Annotated in this window: 15 protein-coding genes and 1 rRNA gene; 1 reads left to right on the top strand and 15 read right to left on the bottom strand. The window is 38.7% G+C overall.

Annotation, left to right across the window (positions count from 1 at the left end; genetic code table 11):
- The 10 genes from ACFTQ7_RS20925 to pabB form a co-directional block, all read right to left on the bottom strand.
- A 16S ribosomal RNA gene (locus tag ACFTQ7_RS20925) occupies positions 1 to 83 on the bottom strand; the annotation flags it as partial.
- An 852-nt stretch (positions 84 to 935) separates the two neighbouring features.
- Positions 936 to 1,208 (bottom strand): hypothetical protein, encoded by a 273-nt coding sequence (locus tag ACFTQ7_RS20930; protein WP_349661792.1) that lies wholly within the window; start codon positions 1,206 to 1,208, stop codon positions 936 to 938.
- Between the two features lie 569 nt (positions 1,209 to 1,777).
- Positions 1,778 to 3,280, bottom strand: coding sequence for a lysine--tRNA ligase (lysS, locus tag ACFTQ7_RS20935; protein WP_349661791.1), 1,503 nt, complete (start codon positions 3,278 to 3,280; stop codon positions 1,778 to 1,780).
- Positions 3,281 to 3,548: 268 nt separating this feature from the next.
- Entirely contained in the window at positions 3,549 to 4,589 is a 1,041-nt protein-coding gene (gene dusB / locus ACFTQ7_RS20940) for a tRNA dihydrouridine synthase DusB (RefSeq protein WP_386830800.1), read from the bottom strand.
- An 82-nt stretch (positions 4,590 to 4,671) separates the two neighbouring features.
- Positions 4,672 to 5,193, bottom strand: a complete 522-nt coding sequence (gene folK / locus ACFTQ7_RS20945) for a 2-amino-4-hydroxy-6-hydroxymethyldihydropteridine diphosphokinase (protein ID WP_349661789.1) — start codon at positions 5,191 to 5,193, stop codon at positions 4,672 to 4,674.
- Entirely contained in the window at positions 5,193 to 5,558 is a 366-nt protein-coding gene (gene folB / locus ACFTQ7_RS20950; RefSeq protein WP_079563711.1) for a dihydroneopterin aldolase, read from the bottom strand. The genes folK and folB overlap by 1 nt, the downstream gene beginning before the upstream one ends.
- Complete coding sequence (gene folP / locus ACFTQ7_RS20955; RefSeq protein WP_386830803.1) at positions 5,558 to 6,412, bottom strand: dihydropteroate synthase; 855 nt, start codon at positions 6,410 to 6,412, stop codon at positions 5,558 to 5,560. The genes folB and folP overlap by 1 nt, the downstream gene beginning before the upstream one ends.
- Before the next feature lie 13 nt (positions 6,413 to 6,425).
- A complete protein-coding gene (pabC, locus tag ACFTQ7_RS20960; RefSeq protein WP_386830805.1) occupies positions 6,426 to 7,265 on the bottom strand; it encodes an aminodeoxychorismate lyase in 840 nt (279 codons plus the stop codon).
- Entirely contained in the window at positions 7,266 to 7,847 is a 582-nt protein-coding gene (pabA, locus tag ACFTQ7_RS20965; RefSeq protein WP_349661786.1) for an aminodeoxychorismate/anthranilate synthase component II, read from the bottom strand.
- A complete protein-coding gene (gene pabB, locus ACFTQ7_RS20970) occupies positions 7,844 to 9,253 on the bottom strand; it encodes an aminodeoxychorismate synthase, component I (protein ID WP_386830807.1) in 1,410 nt (469 codons plus the stop codon). Before pabB ends, pabA begins: the two co-directional genes overlap by 4 nt.
- A 254-nt stretch (positions 9,254 to 9,507) precedes the next feature.
- On the opposite strand from pabB, the gene ACFTQ7_RS20975 reads away from it, so the two are divergent.
- Positions 9,508 to 10,356 carry a copper amine oxidase N-terminal domain-containing protein gene (locus ACFTQ7_RS20975; RefSeq protein WP_386830809.1) on the top strand — a complete coding sequence of 283 codons (849 nt, stop codon included), beginning with the start codon at positions 9,508 to 9,510 and terminating at the stop codon, positions 10,354 to 10,356.
- 158 nt (positions 10,357 to 10,514) lie between these two features.
- On the opposite strand, the gene cysK is transcribed toward ACFTQ7_RS20975, so the two are convergent.
- The 5 genes from cysK to ACFTQ7_RS21000 form a co-directional block, all read right to left on the bottom strand.
- Complete coding sequence (cysK, locus tag ACFTQ7_RS20980; RefSeq protein ID WP_079563706.1) at positions 10,515 to 11,444, bottom strand: cysteine synthase A; 930 nt, start codon at positions 11,442 to 11,444, stop codon at positions 10,515 to 10,517.
- Between the two features lie 620 nt (positions 11,445 to 12,064).
- On the bottom strand, positions 12,065 to 13,036 hold the full coding sequence (locus tag ACFTQ7_RS20985) for a peptidyl-prolyl cis-trans isomerase (protein WP_349661783.1): 972 nt from the start codon (positions 13,034 to 13,036) through the stop codon (positions 12,065 to 12,067).
- Positions 13,020 to 13,901, bottom strand: a complete 882-nt coding sequence (gene hslO / locus ACFTQ7_RS20990) for an Hsp33 family molecular chaperone HslO (RefSeq protein WP_386830812.1) — start codon at positions 13,899 to 13,901, stop codon at positions 13,020 to 13,022. Before hslO ends, ACFTQ7_RS20985 begins: the two co-directional genes overlap by 17 nt.
- A gap of 21 nt (positions 13,902 to 13,922) precedes the next feature.
- On the bottom strand, positions 13,923 to 14,690 hold the full coding sequence (locus ACFTQ7_RS20995) for a type III pantothenate kinase (protein WP_386830814.1): 768 nt from the start codon (positions 14,688 to 14,690) through the stop codon (positions 13,923 to 13,925).
- A gap of 355 nt (positions 14,691 to 15,045) precedes the next feature.
- Entirely contained in the window at positions 15,046 to 15,228 is a 183-nt protein-coding gene (locus tag ACFTQ7_RS21000) for a hypothetical protein (protein WP_386830816.1), read from the bottom strand.
- Between the last annotated feature and the right edge of the window lie 30 nt (positions 15,229 to 15,258).

Here is a 15,258-nt window from a genome sequence, read left to right on the forward strand (position 1 = left end):
AGCTCCTTATCTGTTCGCTCGACTTGCATGTATTAGGCACGCCGCCAGCGTTCGTCCTGAGCCAGGATCAAACTCTCCATAAAAAGAAATTTGATTAGCTCAAATTGTTTTGCTGGCATCATGTTTGATGTCCAAAATTTTGTTTCGTTCACTAACTCAAGGTTAGCTACTAAAAACCTTATTGATTACGTTTTGCTTGTTCAGTTTTCAAGGTTCATTTCGTTGTTGTTTCGTTTCAACAACTTTTATAGTATAACATTTTTTGTTTTTCGTTGTCAACTCTTTTTTAGAAGTTTTTTCACTTCATTTCAAAAGCAGCAACTCTTATATAATACTATTCTTAGTTTTCGATGTCAACATCTTTTTTGATGTTTTTTTCGAACTCACTTTGTTTCTTGCGTCGTCTTAACGACAAGTAATAATTTATCATGATTCTACTACAACCGCAAGTGTTTTTTTACTATAAAATATTCTTTTTTTATAAATAGCGAATTAGTGAGTTATTTTGCGTCTTTTCGAGAACTAAATAACTCTTATAACCTTCTATCTATCACTTTATTTGTTTTACTATACATCTCTTTCTTAAAAATCTCAACAAACTAAATAAGAAGAGTCTTACTTCTATCAAAGAATAACCATTTGAAAAGGATGCTTTCTCAAGCTTTTCTTAAAAAATCATCTAAGATCTACACAATAAAATGCGTCATCGCCTCTCTTACACATCACTCTAACAAATAAGCAATAGAAAAAAGGAGTCAAAGTGTTCTCCTACACTCCGACTCCTACTTATTCATGTTTATTACTTTTTAACTTTATTATTCCGCACATAATAACAAAAAAGAAAGAAGAATATATTATGTTCGCTTTTCAAATGTGGAATTCTAAATTGAAAGTGTGTTTTTAAAACTAAAATATAAAGAATCTACTAATTCAAATTAGTTATTTTGTTTCTCAACTACATCTAGGCACCAAGAGAAATTATCCCACGCCGAATACCAGCCACTGAATACTTCAGAGGAATCATCCCAACGGACATCGAACTTCTTCTGACCGTTTATATCCACTAAATATAAAGCTAGAGTCGGTTCCAACTTAGAAACCGCTAATTTCATGCCATTTTCAAGCTCTTCCTCAGTAAACAGAACATCTGAAACTGAGCGTACTTGCGCCTGTTCAAATACTAGTTTGTTAAAAATTTTATAATTCATTATAAGCCTCCAATAATACTTCTATAATGTCTATTTCTATTTTATCTGCAAATTACAGAACTCTAAAAGTATACCTTATATTCATTCATCATTTAAATACTCTACTTAATTCTTTTTATCAATTATGTCTCGGCATAATTGCGTCTTGAGGCTTTAGGCCAACAGATGTATTTTGCACGAAAGCGTAGTGCTAACGTAGCGGCAGCAATGTGTTTTATATGTGCCGACAGCAACAGCACCGATATTGTTCACTCAGTCGTTGCCACAGGACGTGGCGCCCTTAGACTGAGTTCCTCCATTTCAGCGGATGTTTGCACACCCTCTGCATTCATCTCAACACCTTTAGAGGTGGGAGACTTCCGCTAAAAAAAGTTAAACTTTTCAAACATTAACTAAGTCGATTTCATCACAGAAAACACAAAACAGGAGTCTTAGTGCTTCTCCTACACCTCGACTCCTGCTTTTTTCACGATTACCTCATAACAAAGCTGTTCTTTTCTAGTTCGATTACCGCTTTTTTATGCTGAGTAGTAGTCGTGCTATATCCTCTATCAATTAAGTTAAAACAACTATTTAGTAGTATGACGCATTGTAGGGAATAATAATACGTCACGAATTGATGGTGAATTTGTAAGAAGCATGATTAAACGGTCGATACCAATGCCCAATCCACCTGTTGGAGGCATACCGTATTCTAATGCTTCAATGAAATCATTGTCCATTTCATGCGCTTCATCATTACCGGCTGCTTTTTCAACTAATTGAGCTTCAAAGCGCTCACGTTGGTCAATAGGGTCATTTAGTTCTGTAAAGGCATTTGCATGCTCACGACGAACGATGAATAGTTCGAAACGGTCTGTAAAACGCTCGTCCTCTGGATTTTTCTTAGCTAGAGGTGAGATTTCTACTGGATGACCATAAACAAATGTAGGTTGAACTAGAGTTTCCTCAATCTTTTGCTCGAAGAACTCGTTAATAATATGCCCTACCTCATGTGTTTCTTTAACTTCTACTCCATGTTCTTTAGCAAGTGCTTGAGCTTGTTCCTTAGTCATAGGCTGCCAGAAGTCTACACCTGTAGCTTCTTTTACTGCATCTACCATATGAACTCGTTTCCAGCCTACAGCTAGATTAATTTCATCTTCACCGTATTGAACTGTAGTTGTCCCAAGAACTTCTTGCGCTACATGAGCAATAAGGTTTTCTGTTAGAGACATAATATCTTTGTAGTCCGCATAAGCTTCATACAGCTCTATCATTGTAAATTCAGGGTTGTGGCGTGTTGAGATTCCTTCATTTCGGAAAACACGACCAATTTCATACACTTTTTCTAGTCCACCAACAATTAGGCGTTTCAAATGCAGTTCGATTGCAATACGCATATATAATTCCATATCAAGTGCATTGTGGTGTGTAATAAATGGACGAGCTGCTGCACCACCAGCAATTGTATGAAGCATTGGTGTTTCTACTTCTAAATATCCTGCATTATCTAAATAATTGCGAATAGCACGGATAATTTTAGAACGCGTAATAAATGTTGTTTTACTTTCCTCATTCGTCATTAAATCTAAATAACGTTGACGGTAACGTTGTTCAACATCTTGTAAACCGTGGAATTTTTCTGGCATAGGGCGTAGCGCTTTTGATAAGAATGTAAACTCTTCAGCCTTTACAGAAAGCTCTCCCACTTGTGTTCGGAATACATTACCACGAATACCTACGATATCACCTAGGTCAGCTTGTTTAAATAATTCATATGCTTCTTCGCCAACATGATCTTGGCGAACGTAAATTTGAATTTGTCCACCTAAATCTTGAATATGTGCAAAGCCAGCTTTTCCTTTACCGCGTTTCGTCATAATACGACCCGCAATAATTACCTCTTGTAGGTTTTCCTCTAGCTGCTCTTTTGTTTGATCTGCAAATTGTTCATGTACTTCTGGTGATAAATGCGTACGTTCAAAACGACTACCAAATGGATCTTGACCATTTTCTCGAATAGCCGTCATTTTTTGGCGTCTCACCAAAAGCTGATCATTTAATTCTTCTATGTTTGACACTTGATTCACTCCTTATTAAATTGTCCGCGTTGCGTTTATATCCATAATATTTCTATTGTACACAATTTTATTGCTGTAATCATCTGTTTCGCTTTAATTTCCATAAGAGAAAAAATGATTAATAATTCTAAAAATTGATATTAGCAGAAAAACAGACGTCTCAAAAACAATGAGACGCCTTTTTAATGAAATCAATTATGCCTCAGCATAATTGCCCGCTTCGCTTTCGCTGAGTTCCTCTATTTCATCCAGGTGTTTGGACACCCGCTAAAAGAAGTTATAGAATTAATTCTTTTGCTTCTGGAACTATTAATGTAGATTCAAGCTCTTCATAGTCTTGTACAAGTCCATTTAATAATGCACGAAGCTCTACCGCAGTTTCTGTTTGGTTAATCGCTTTACGAGCTTTACCATTACCGCGAATACCTTTTAAATACCATGAAGCATGTTTACGCATTTCACGTACTGCCACACTCTCTCCTTTTAATTGCATAAGGCGTTCAAAGTGTAGCAAACACACATCCATTTTTTCACGTACACTTGGCTCTTCCTTTAGCTCACCAGTTTCAAGGTATTGAACTGTACGATAAATCATCCACGGATTACCTAAAGCAGCGCGTCCAATCATTACTGCATCTACCCCAGTAGTATCAAGCATACGTTTTGCATCTTGAGGAGTTTCTACATCACCATTACCAAGCACAGGAACTTTAACATTTTCCTTCACTTGTCGAATAATATCCCAGTTTGCTTTTCCTTCGTACATTTGTACACGTGTACGTCCGTGAACAGCTATTGCTGAAGCACCAGCACGTTCAGCAGCTTGTGCGTTCTCAACAGCAAAAATATGCTCGTCATCCCAACCAATACGCATTTTTACGCTGACAGGTTTTTTTACTGCATCGACAACAGCCGCTACCATTTCATATAATTTATTCGGATCTAAAAGTAAACGAGCGCCCGCTTCACATTTAATAATTTTATTAACCGGGCAGCCCATATTAATATCGATAATATCGGCAGTTGTGTTTTCATCTACATACTTAGCTGCTTCCACTAGTGTTGCTTTATCACCACCGAAAATTTGCAATGAAAGTGGATTTTCACGCTCATCGATATAAAGCATGCCCAGTGTTTTTTCGTTCTTCTGGACAATCCCTTTATCACTAATCATTTCTGCATACACTAGCCCTGCCCCGAACTCCTTAACAGTTAAACGGAAAGCAGAGTTACAAATTCCAGCCATTGGTGCTAATACGACACGGTTGTCCATGACAATATTTCCAATTTGAAACGGCTTCTCAGTTGTCTGACTCAATGTTGTTTTCCCCCTTCTATAGGTTTTCACCTATTTCTATATAAAAGCAACCGCAGGAGGCTTTAATTTAAAGATTAAAAACCTAATTAACGGACTGCATCATTTTTAATTTCGCTGATGCTTGCCATAAAGTTACGCCTTCCTCTTCACTATCCATCTGTTGCATTATATCGTGTGCCCTTCTCAGCTGTTCTCCAACTGGCGCAGGCGTAATTTCTATGAGTGGTACTAGTACGAAAGCTCGCTCATACATTCTTGGATGTGGCACAATTAAGCTTTCAGTTTCAATATTTTCGTGATTGTAGAGCAAAATGTCAAGGTCAATGATTCGTGGGCCCCATCGAAATTCACGAACCCGCCCTAGTTCACCTTCAACCCATTGGCAAATTTTCAGCATTTCGGAAGATGAATGACTCGTTTTAATATGAACAGCAATATTTAAAAAGTCTGCTTGGTCAGTGTAGCCTACCGCTGCTGTTTCATAAACTGAAGAAGTTTGTACAACTTCAATTTCATCTTTACCCTCTAAAAGTTTAACAGCGTGTTGCAGGTTTTCATATCGCTCGCCCATATTTGTACCGATCGATAAATACACATCATTCATTAGTAATCACCTCTCGTTACCTCTACTGACACCTCTTTATAATAACCATGTATCGGTGGGTCCGGTTTAATAAGCTCCACGCGTACACCCTTAACCTTTTCTGAGTAAGTCTCTAAAATACTGTTTGCTATTTTTGAAACAAGTGCTTCAATAAGCTTGAAAGGCTCTCCTTCTACGATATCACGGCATAATGCATAAACCTCTGCATAGTTTACCGTATAGTCCAAGTCATCAGTCTCTCCAGCCTTTGTCATATCTACAGCAAGTGAAACATTGGCACGGAAGCGTTGGCCGAGTGTTGTTTCCGCCGCTAAAACACCGTGATAACCGTAAAACTGCATATCCTTTAAATGAATATAGTCCATTACGCTTCCTCCTTATAGATACGCTTACCTACTAAAATATCAGCCATATGTGTCGCTCGTGCCATCTCCTTTACATCATGCACACGAATCATATGACAGCCCTTTTCAATCCCGTAAACAACCGTTGCACCTGTACCTTCTATACGCTCCTCAACAGGCAGCTTTAAGACATTACCAATCATTGATTTACGTGAAGTCGCTAGCAAAACAGGATAACCCATTGCTACCAATTCATCTAAATGCTGCATCATTTCAATATTCTGAGCAGTAGTTTTCGCAAAACCTATGCCTGGATCTAAAATAATATGATTATCTGGTACACCTGCATTTCGGGCAATAGCAATACTCTTTTCTAAGTCGCTCTTAGCCGTCATCCAGAAATCAGTACCGTAATCAGTATTTTCTCGATTATGCATTAAAATAATTGGTACATTTAAATCTGCAGCCACTTGAGCGATCTCAGGTTCAGCTTTCGCTCCCCAAATATCGTTAATAATATGCGCACCAGCTTCAATAGCTGCTCGAGCTACGTTCGCTTTATACGTATCCACCGAGATAATCGCCGGCACCTCAGCTACTAACGCTTTAATAACTGGCACAATGCGCGCAATTTCATCTTCATCGGAGATACGTTCATAACCTGGTCGTGTTGATTCTCCGCCAACATCAATAATTTTAGCACCATTAGCTACCATTTTTTTTGCTTGTCCAACAGCCGCTTCAACATTATTAAACTTTCCTCCGTCTGAAAATGAATCCGGTGTGACATTTAAAATACCCATCACAAAAGTTTCTGCTGTATAGTCTAACGTGATACCGTTAATAGTTAATGTTGTTGTATAGTTTTCTAGCATGTAAACTCTCCTTCTATTCTTGTTCCACTTCATTGGCAAATGCTTCATGTAAACGCGAATAAACAGGCCCTTTATTGCCTAATAATAGCTTGCTCTCTAATTTAAGAATTGGAACAAGTTCTTGTATAGAGTTAGTAATAAAGCACTCCGAGCTTTTCTCTACATCCTCACTAGTAAAGAAACCTTCTTCCACCTTAATGCCCAAAGATTGTGCTTGCTCAATTACCCACGCTCGGATAATTCCAGGTAAAATACCAGTCTCTAAGGAAGGCGTATATAGTATATCATCTTTCACCCAAAAAATATTTGATGTTACACCTTCAGCAACAAAGCCTTCTTCCGTTAAAAAGAAGCCCTCTTGTTGCGCTAGAGATGGCATCTCAAAACGCCCAAGAACGTTATTACCATAATGGTGCGACTTCACTCGAAGCCCTTTTTCAGGAGTGTTACGAGGTGTTACAAGCCATTGTGCGTTTTTTTCCATGCCTCGAGGTGTAGCATGTAATTCTTTGCGAAAAACAATGACATTCGGTTGTCTATATTCAGTAGGCTGTAAACCGATACTATGCTCTCCAGCTGAGACGTTTATTCGGAAATAACCATCCTGTCCTTTGGCCTGCTCATTTAATTGCTGAACAACCTTAAGTAAATCCGCTTCTGTATAGGACATATGAATACGATATTGAGAAAGCGCCGTTTGCAACCTTTCCATATGCGCTTCCCAGCAAAACACCTTTCCTTTATACGTTCGAAACGTTTCAAAAAAGCCTAACCCGTATAAGAATCCATGATCAAATGGTGAAATGCGCAAATCCTCCGCCTCTACGTAGTCTCCATTCATCCAGCACAGCATTTACTTCGCTCCCTCAACATATAAATCTATAAACTGGCGTAGAAGCTTTTTACCTTGTTCTGTCATAATCGATTCAGGATGGTATTGCACTCCCTCAATTGGATAATCCTTATGACGAATGCCCATAATTTCGCCTTCTTCTGTCCATGCCGTTACTTCAAAACATTCAGGTAATGTTTCCTTCTCTACAATTAAAGAATGGTAACGAGTAGCTTCAAATGGATTTGGCATCCCCTTGTGCAAACCTATTTCAGCATGGTGCACAGGTGATGTTTTACCATGCATCAAACGCTCAGCCCGTATAACATTTCCTCCGAATACTTGAGCAATGGCTTGATGGCCAAGACAAACGCCTAAAAGCGGAATATTTCCCGCGAAATACTTAATAATGTTCAGGCTTTCACCCGCTTCATTCGGGCTGCATGGCCCAGGAGAAATGACAATCATATCTGGCGCAAGCTGCTCAATATCTTTCACTGTCAATACATCGTTTCTTTTTACTACTAGTTCATGACCAAACTCCCCAAAATACTGTACAAGGTTATACGTAAAAGAATCGTAGTTATCAATCATTAAAATCATTTTGCTCGCTCCTCTGCCATTGCCTTAGCCTGCCACATCGCCTTCGCTTTATTTAAAGATTCTTGGTATTCTCTTTCCGGAACAGAATCAATAACAATGCCCGCTCCCGCTTGAATATGTGCTACCCCATCTTTAACAAACGCTGTACGAATGACAATATTAAATTCCATATCACCTGTGTAGCCTAGCCAGCCAATCGAACCCGTGTATAATCCTCTTCTTACAGGTTCTAATTCCTCAATAATCTCCATCGTACGAATTTTCGGTGCGCCTGTTATCGTTCCTCCTGGGAACATGGCACGGATAACGTCTGCATTGGTTTTCCCTTCAGCTATTTCTCCTCGTACATTAGAAACAATGTGCATCACGTGTGAATAGCGTTCAATCACCATGAACTCATCCACTTCAACCGTCCCATACGTAGATACTCTTCCTAAATCATTGCGCTCTAAATCAACAAGCATTACATGTTCAGCACGTTCTTTGTCGTTATCAATTAATTCCTGCGCTAATGCTAAATCTTCCGCCTCGGATTTCCCTCTTGGTCGTGTACCAGCAATCGGTCGAGTAGACAATTCGTTACCGTGACGCTTCACCAAAAGCTCAGGTGAACCAGAAACGACAGCAAAATCCGGTGCTTCTATATACGCCATGTACGGCGAAGGATTAAATGCACGTAACGCTTCATATACATCCATTGCAGTTGCGTTTAACTTTTTAGATTGACGTACTGATAAATTCACTTGAAATACATCGCCTTGCGCTATGTATGTTTGGATCTTACGCACCGCTTCCTCAAAATCCGTTCCAGCAAATGATACTAACAGTTCACTTTCATCATTTACGATTTCTACAGCACTTGCTTTTTCAAATTTACGAGTAAGCAATCCTTCTTGCGCTGCCCCTTGCCACACATTAGCCCATTCCTCCAAATTTACATTACAGTCTGCTAGCTTCATAAGCGTTACTTTATTTGTCTTCACATCGTGTACCGCCCAGCAATCAAACATATAAAAATAGATATCTGGTACATGTAAATCATCTATAGCAGTATTAGGCAACACTTCAATTTTACGAGCGTAATCGTATGCTACAAACCCAATAGCTCCACCTTGAAAAACAGGAAGCTCAGCCTTATAAGAAACGTGATATTTCTCCACTAATTTCTCTAATAAATCAAGAGGCTCACCGTTTAAATTTTCAGTCTCACCATTTCTCCACTTTATAAGTAAACCATTCTCAACCGATTGTGCTGTAGCTAACGGATTCCAAGCAGCTATCGTAAAATTTCCTCCGCGTCCACTTTCTAAAAAAATATGTGCTTGTTGTGCTTCTGTTTGCTTCTTATAACTATAAAAAAATGAGTCTGCATCCATCGATATTGTTTTCGTAAGTATTGTCTTCAAGTTGCTATTCCCCTTTAAGTCATATGATGTGATTCCATCTTAACTTGAATATTGCTTTGAAGCGAATATTTTTCAAGTGTCACGTAAAAATTACCTTCTTTCACATGTCTTCTGTAGCGAAAGCAACAAATGGCTTTTGAATATATATTTCTACTTTATAATTTGGTTAAAAGAAGAGCATTTGCTATACTAATAGCAAATAGAAAATTTTACAAATTGTGTATATTTATCTTATAAAAAGGAGCTGTTATATCATGAAAAAGATATTTTCAGGGGTTTTCCTCGCGATGATACTCATGCTGATTTCTCTACCTGCATATGCGGCACATAGTACTATTAAGATTGATGGTGTTGTCGTTACTACAGATGCGGCACCAGAGACTAAGAATAATCGAACAATGGTACCTTTGCGTGTTATCAGCGAAAATTTGGGAGCAACAGTAAATTGGAAAGACTCAAAAGTAACACTAACGAATAACAAAATGCAGATAACGTTACAGCCGAATAGCAACACTGTTATAAAAAACGGTAAAACAGAGTTACTTGATGTCAAACCATATTTAAAGAACAATAGACTATTTGTTCCTATTCGATTTATTGCAGAGACCTTTGGTTGTCAAGTCAATTATCAAAATTCCACAGTAACAGTGAATACCGAGCCATTGGTTATAAACAATGTAAAAGTAAAAGCTACTCAATATGAATACCATATGACAATGGGTGGGATCGTACAGCAGATCCAAGGGAACACCTATAATAAAGCCTTATATAAAGTTTTCAATGAAAATAAAGGAAAAGTTGTCGATGCCCCTGCTGACTATTCATGGCAAATTAATCTAGACGTTCCAGGTTCCTATTATAAGGATGGACAATATAATTTTAGGAGTCATGAAAATAAAAGTGTTCAACAGTTTGACCTTTATTCTTTAAATGGACCCTTCCCGGAAGAAGAATTGAAAGGATACCCTAAAGTATTAATTCATGATGTCACTGCGGATAAATGGTATTTATTCACTGATAAAGCACGTGAATCTATTGATCAATTAATAAATACGGCTACTAACAATGGCTTCGTAAAAATCTTAAGTAATACAGTTGTTTAGTGAAGTCTATTCTAATCATATTTTTTGAACTGCTCCATAGATGTTAGTTATACTTCTAACATTTACGGGCAGTTTTTTTATTATCAATTACGCCGAGGCATTATTGATAATAAAAAAAGGCTCCTCGTTAAAGGAGCCCTTACGTACAAATAATTGGATTAGTCTTCAAATTGATATAAAGGTGTTGATAAATAACGTTCCCCATTTGAAGGTACGATTGCAAGAACATTTGAACCCTTACCTAAACGTTTCGCTGCTTCAATCGCAACATGAATAGCTGCTCCTGATGAAATACCACATAAAATGCCTTCTTCACGCGCTACTTTACGGGCTACATCAAAAGCAATCTCATTTTCAACTGGGAATACAGTAGAGTATACATCTGTATCTAATACTTCAGGTACGAAACCAGCTCCGATACCTTGAATTTTATGAGGCCCCGGTTGACCGCCAGAAAGTACCGGTGAATCTTTTGGTTCAACAGCAATAATTTCAATATTTGGGTATTTCTCTTTTAGCACAGCACCAGCACCAGTAATTGTACCTCCTGTACCAACACCAGCAACAAATGCATCTAATGTTAAACCTTCAAACGCTTCTACAATTTCTGGACCTGTTGTTAAACGGTGAACAACAGCATTAGCTGGATTCGTGAATTGTTGTGGTAAGAAGTAGCCATGCTCAGCAGACAATTCCTCTGCCTTAGAAATTGCACCTTTCATACCTGCTGGTCCAGGTGTTAATACTAGTTCTGCACCATAAGCACGCAATAAGTTACGACGCTCTAAGCTCATTGTTTCTGGCATTACTAAAATCGCTTTATAGCCTTTAGCTGCAGCAATCATTGCAAGACCAATACCTGTATTTCCAGAAGTAGGCTCAATAATTGTACCACCTGGCTTTAATGTACCATCTTTCTCAGCCGCCTCAATCATCGCTAAAGCTAAACGGTCTTTTACTGAGCTGCCTGGGTTAAAGTATTCTAATTTTACATAAACAGTACCTTCATTTTCACCTGTTGCATGATTTAATTTAACAATTGGCGTTTTACCAACTAATTCAGCTACCGAATTTGCTAATCTACTCATTTATCAATCCACTCCTAATCCCTACTAATTTTATAGGTTTTACTTATTTTTGATTTTATCAATTTTTCCATTCGATTGTCAATAAATATAACTTATATTTTCAGAATATTTATTACATCCGATCCAACCGACATTTGCGAATAAAGAGAAATAAAAATCTGCTCAATATCCTCGGGTGGCGTTACTCTGTGACGCTAAACGTCTGCCGGGGTCTCCCTGGCTCACTTTTCCCGCAGATATCTCGCAAATTCTTTAACTTCTTTCAGCAGATGTTTTTTGTACCGAAAGCGTAGCGTCAGGTACAGATGTTTTTTGTACCGAAAGCGTAGCGTCAGGTACAGATGTTTTTTGTACCGAAAGCGTAGCGTCAGGTACAGATGTTTTTGTACCGAAAGCGAGGTGACAGATACAGAAGTCTCCCACCTCTTTAGATGGTGAGCCGAAATAGAGGAACTCAGCCTAAGAACGCCACGTCCTGTGGCAACGACCGAGTGACCAACATCGGTACTGTTGTTGTTGCTGTCGCTTCGCTTTCGCGCAAAAAACATCTGCCTAAAGCCACCGACGTATGTCATGGAATTATGCCAAGGCATAATCACTACTCATTTCAGAGCAATCTGTTATTTACCTTTTTTCGCTTCACCGTAATACCAAGTTGCATTAAATTCAGACCAAAATGCTTCTGGTGTAACAGATTGTGACAACTGCTCTAAGGCAAGCTCACGTTCTATATGTTCTTTCACATCATCATATGTAAAGGATTGACCTTCTAATATCTCTTGTACTCGTACAATTCCATAATGACCATTAGCAAGCTTAAACGCTTTACTAATCTCACCTGCTTTTAAAGCTTCCACTGCTTTTAAAATAGCCGGATCGATATTTTCTTGGTTTTCTGTAAGGAAACCGACATCTCCACCTAAGCTAGCCGATGCACTGTCTAGGGATATTTCACGTGCCAGCACCGAAAAATCAGAGGCATTTTTTATTTCACTTAATGCTTCCTCAGCAGCTTTTTTTGAATCCACCTCTATAAAATTCGTACGATAGTTTGTTTTTGTATTATATAGCGCCTGATTTTCCTCGTAATATTTCTCAATACTACCTTTTTTTATAACCACATCTTTCGTCAACACTTTATCCAAAATAAGCTGTGAACGAATTTTTTGTCGTAGTTGCTCTGATGAAAGGTTTTGCATGGCAGTGTCAAATTTATCTTGAGCAGATCGCATTAAAGCTAACTCTAAATCAATCTCCTTATCAGTCACTTGAATTTTAAATTTTTTAGCTGCCTTTTCCATCACAGATTCGTTTACTAAATTTTGGAGCGTCTCTTTACCATAGCGTTCTTCCATGGCAATCATCCACTCTTGACGTGTAATAACTTCCCCGTCAACGGCAGCGACTTGCTCGTCGCTACCAATTTCCTGGTCTTTATTAGGGATTAACCAAGTAATAAACCATATAATATTTCCTAATAGCAAGATTGAAATAACTGTTAAAGCTGGTTTTGTCTTAAGGCGGCGTTGCAGTAAGGGCGTTTGGTTAGGTGTTCCAGCGGATAAAGGTCTTCGATTACGCGTTGAGCTCATCAATAAATCCTTCTAACTCTTCTTTTGAGAAACGGTATGTTTCTAAACAGAAGTGACATTGTGCTTCAGCTGCGCCATCCTCTTCAACCATTTCTCGAATTTCCTGTGTCCCTAACCCTAAAATCGCTGCACCAAATCGCTCTTTTGAACATTGACATTTAAATTCTACAGGCATGGAGTCTAAAATTTGTAGATGGCCTTCTCCTAATACAGCCTCTAAAATTTGCTCAGGTGTAAAACCTTTTTCAATCATTTTTGAAACCGGCTCTATAGTAGCTAGATGCTGCTCAATTTCATTGATTGTCTCTTCTTCACAGCCCGGCATTAATTGAAGGATAAAACCACCAGCTGCAAGAATTGTGTTATCAGGATTTACTAAAACCCCTAAACCAACTGATGAAGGCACCTGCTCTGATGTAGCAAAATAATAAGTAAAGTCCTCAGCAATTTCACCTGATACAATTGGCGTTTGTCCAGAGAACATATCTCTCAAGCCCAGATCTTTTACGACCGTTAATGCACCCTCTGTTCCTACACCTGCTCGAACATCAAGCTTACCGTGCTCATTTAAATCAAAATGAACATGAGGATTTGTCACAAAGCCGCGTACTTCACCGTGCGCGTTACTGTCAATTACCATTGGACCGATTGGACCGTTCCCCTCAATTTTAACAGTGATTTTTTCCTCACCTTTTAACATGGCACCCATCATCACCGCAGCAGTCATAGAACGACCAAGGGCTGCTGAAACAATAGGCCATGTATTATGACGTCGTTGCGCTTCTCCTACTGTTGCTGTTGTACAAGCCGCAAAAACACGAACCTGCCCGTTGAATCCTAAACCGCGTACTAAATAGTCTTTCATAAATGAAATGTCCCTCATTTCTTATTGATTGCGTTTATATAGCTTATATAAGCCTTTTAATGTTAAAAACGGGTCGACTACATCAATAGCTTGCGTCTCCCCAGCAATTAAATTTGCTAATCCTCCAGTAGCAATTACTAAAGGTTCTTCCTTACTTTGTGCTTTCATGCGATTAACAATTCCCTCAACTTGCCCAACAAAGCCGTAAAAAATTCCGGCCTGCATAGCAGATACAGTTGTCTTTCCAACAATATGCGCAGAGCGCAATATTTCAATACGCGGCAATCTAGCTGCCTGTGTATAAAGCGCCTCCGTTGAAATCGAAATACCTGGAGCGATAGCACCGCCCATATAATCGCCCTTTTCGTTTAAGTAACAATACGTCGTGGCAGTACCAAAATCAACAATAATCAATGGTGCTTTATAATCATCAAGAGCCGCAATAGCGTTCACTATACGGTCCGAGCCAACTTCACGAGGGTTTTCATATTTAATATTCAATCCTGTTTTCACACCTGGTCCTACGACGAGCGGTTTTTTTCGAAAATACTTTTGACACATCGCTTCTAACGAAAACATGATTGGTGGTACAACAGAGGATATAATAATGCCTTTAACTTGTTCAAATGAAATGCCTGCATGATTAAAGAAAGATAATACTTGCATTGCGTATTCATCTTCTGTTTTATGAAGGTCTGTCACCATACGCCAATGGAAGGCCAATTGATCGTTGTCATCATAGACACCTAATACGATATTCGAATTTCCTGCATCTAAAACTAAAATCATCGTTGATGCCTCCTATTTATTGCCCCTCATCGTAATTGTACCTGTCACTATGCAATTGATACAACTAAAACAATGCATATTCATGCACAAAAAATCAAAATCAATTATGCCTCGGTATAATTGCGTCCGGAATCGGAAAGAAGTTAAAACACTTTAGAAAATGATACCACACTTTTATTCCTACGAAATAGCATTCATTCTTACTCCCAAAAGGAGCTACCCTCATATTAGGTAGCTCCTTTCAAATTAAATCTAATATTAAAGCGTGAAGTTGATTTCCGTTCCAGGCTACTCGCTTTATTGCTAACGCTTCTCTTTCGCACAGATAAACAATATTGCTGAAGTTTCGTTTTAATTAGGCCATGCCAGAAAATACATCTTTGTGCATTGGTTGATCTTCGTTACGACTGGGCGACTCCTTGGGGATCAGCGATAGAGGAACGAAGGCTAAAAGCATCACATCCTGTGATAACGCCTTCGTGACCAACATCGTGTTGGCCGAGACCCTGGAGCGAGCATCGCGAGTGAAGCGGCTCATTGGACGCCCCCAGGAAGCTCTGCTCTGCGC

The sequence above is a fragment of the Lysinibacillus sp. NPDC056959 genome, from assembly GCF_042674095.1.
Lineage (GTDB): Bacteria > Bacillota > Bacilli > Bacillales_A > Planococcaceae > Lysinibacillus > Lysinibacillus zambalensis.

What these genes read in the sequence shown, in the direction of transcription:
- hslO (WP_386830812.1), bottom strand. Translation starts at nt 13,901, where the DNA reads ATGAAAGACTATTTAGTACGCGGTTTAGGATTCAACGGGCAGGTTCGT.
- ACFTQ7_RS20975 (WP_386830809.1), top strand. Translation starts at nt 9,508, where the DNA reads ATGAAAAAGATATTTTCAGGGGTTTTCCTCGCGATGATACTCATGCTG.
- ACFTQ7_RS21000 (WP_386830816.1), bottom strand. Translation starts at nt 15,228, where the DNA reads ATGAGCCGCTTCACTCGCGATGCTCGCTCCAGGGTCTCGGCCAACACG.
- ACFTQ7_RS20985 (WP_349661783.1), bottom strand. Translation starts at nt 13,036, where the DNA reads ATGAGCTCAACGCGTAATCGAAGACCTTTATCCGCTGGAACACCTAAC.
- folK (WP_349661789.1), bottom strand. Translation starts at nt 5,193, where the DNA reads ATGAATGATGTGTATTTATCGATCGGTACAAATATGGGCGAGCGATAT.
- pabC (WP_386830805.1), bottom strand. Translation starts at nt 7,265, where the DNA reads ATGCTGTGCTGGATGAATGGAGACTACGTAGAGGCGGAGGATTTGCGC.
- folP (WP_386830803.1), bottom strand. Translation starts at nt 6,412, where the DNA reads ATGCTAGAAAACTATACAACAACATTAACTATTAACGGTATCACGTTA.
- ACFTQ7_RS20995 (WP_386830814.1), bottom strand. Translation starts at nt 14,690, where the DNA reads ATGATTTTAGTTTTAGATGCAGGAAATTCGAATATCGTATTAGGTGTC.
- cysK (WP_079563706.1), bottom strand. Translation starts at nt 11,444, where the DNA reads ATGAGTAGATTAGCAAATTCGGTAGCTGAATTAGTTGGTAAAACGCCA.
- ACFTQ7_RS20930 (WP_349661792.1), bottom strand. Translation starts at nt 1,208, where the DNA reads ATGAATTATAAAATTTTTAACAAACTAGTATTTGAACAGGCGCAAGTA.
- folB (WP_079563711.1), bottom strand. Translation starts at nt 5,558, where the DNA reads ATGGACTATATTCATTTAAAGGATATGCAGTTTTACGGTTATCACGGT.
- pabA (WP_349661786.1), bottom strand. Translation starts at nt 7,847, where the DNA reads ATGATTTTAATGATTGATAACTACGATTCTTTTACGTATAACCTTGTA.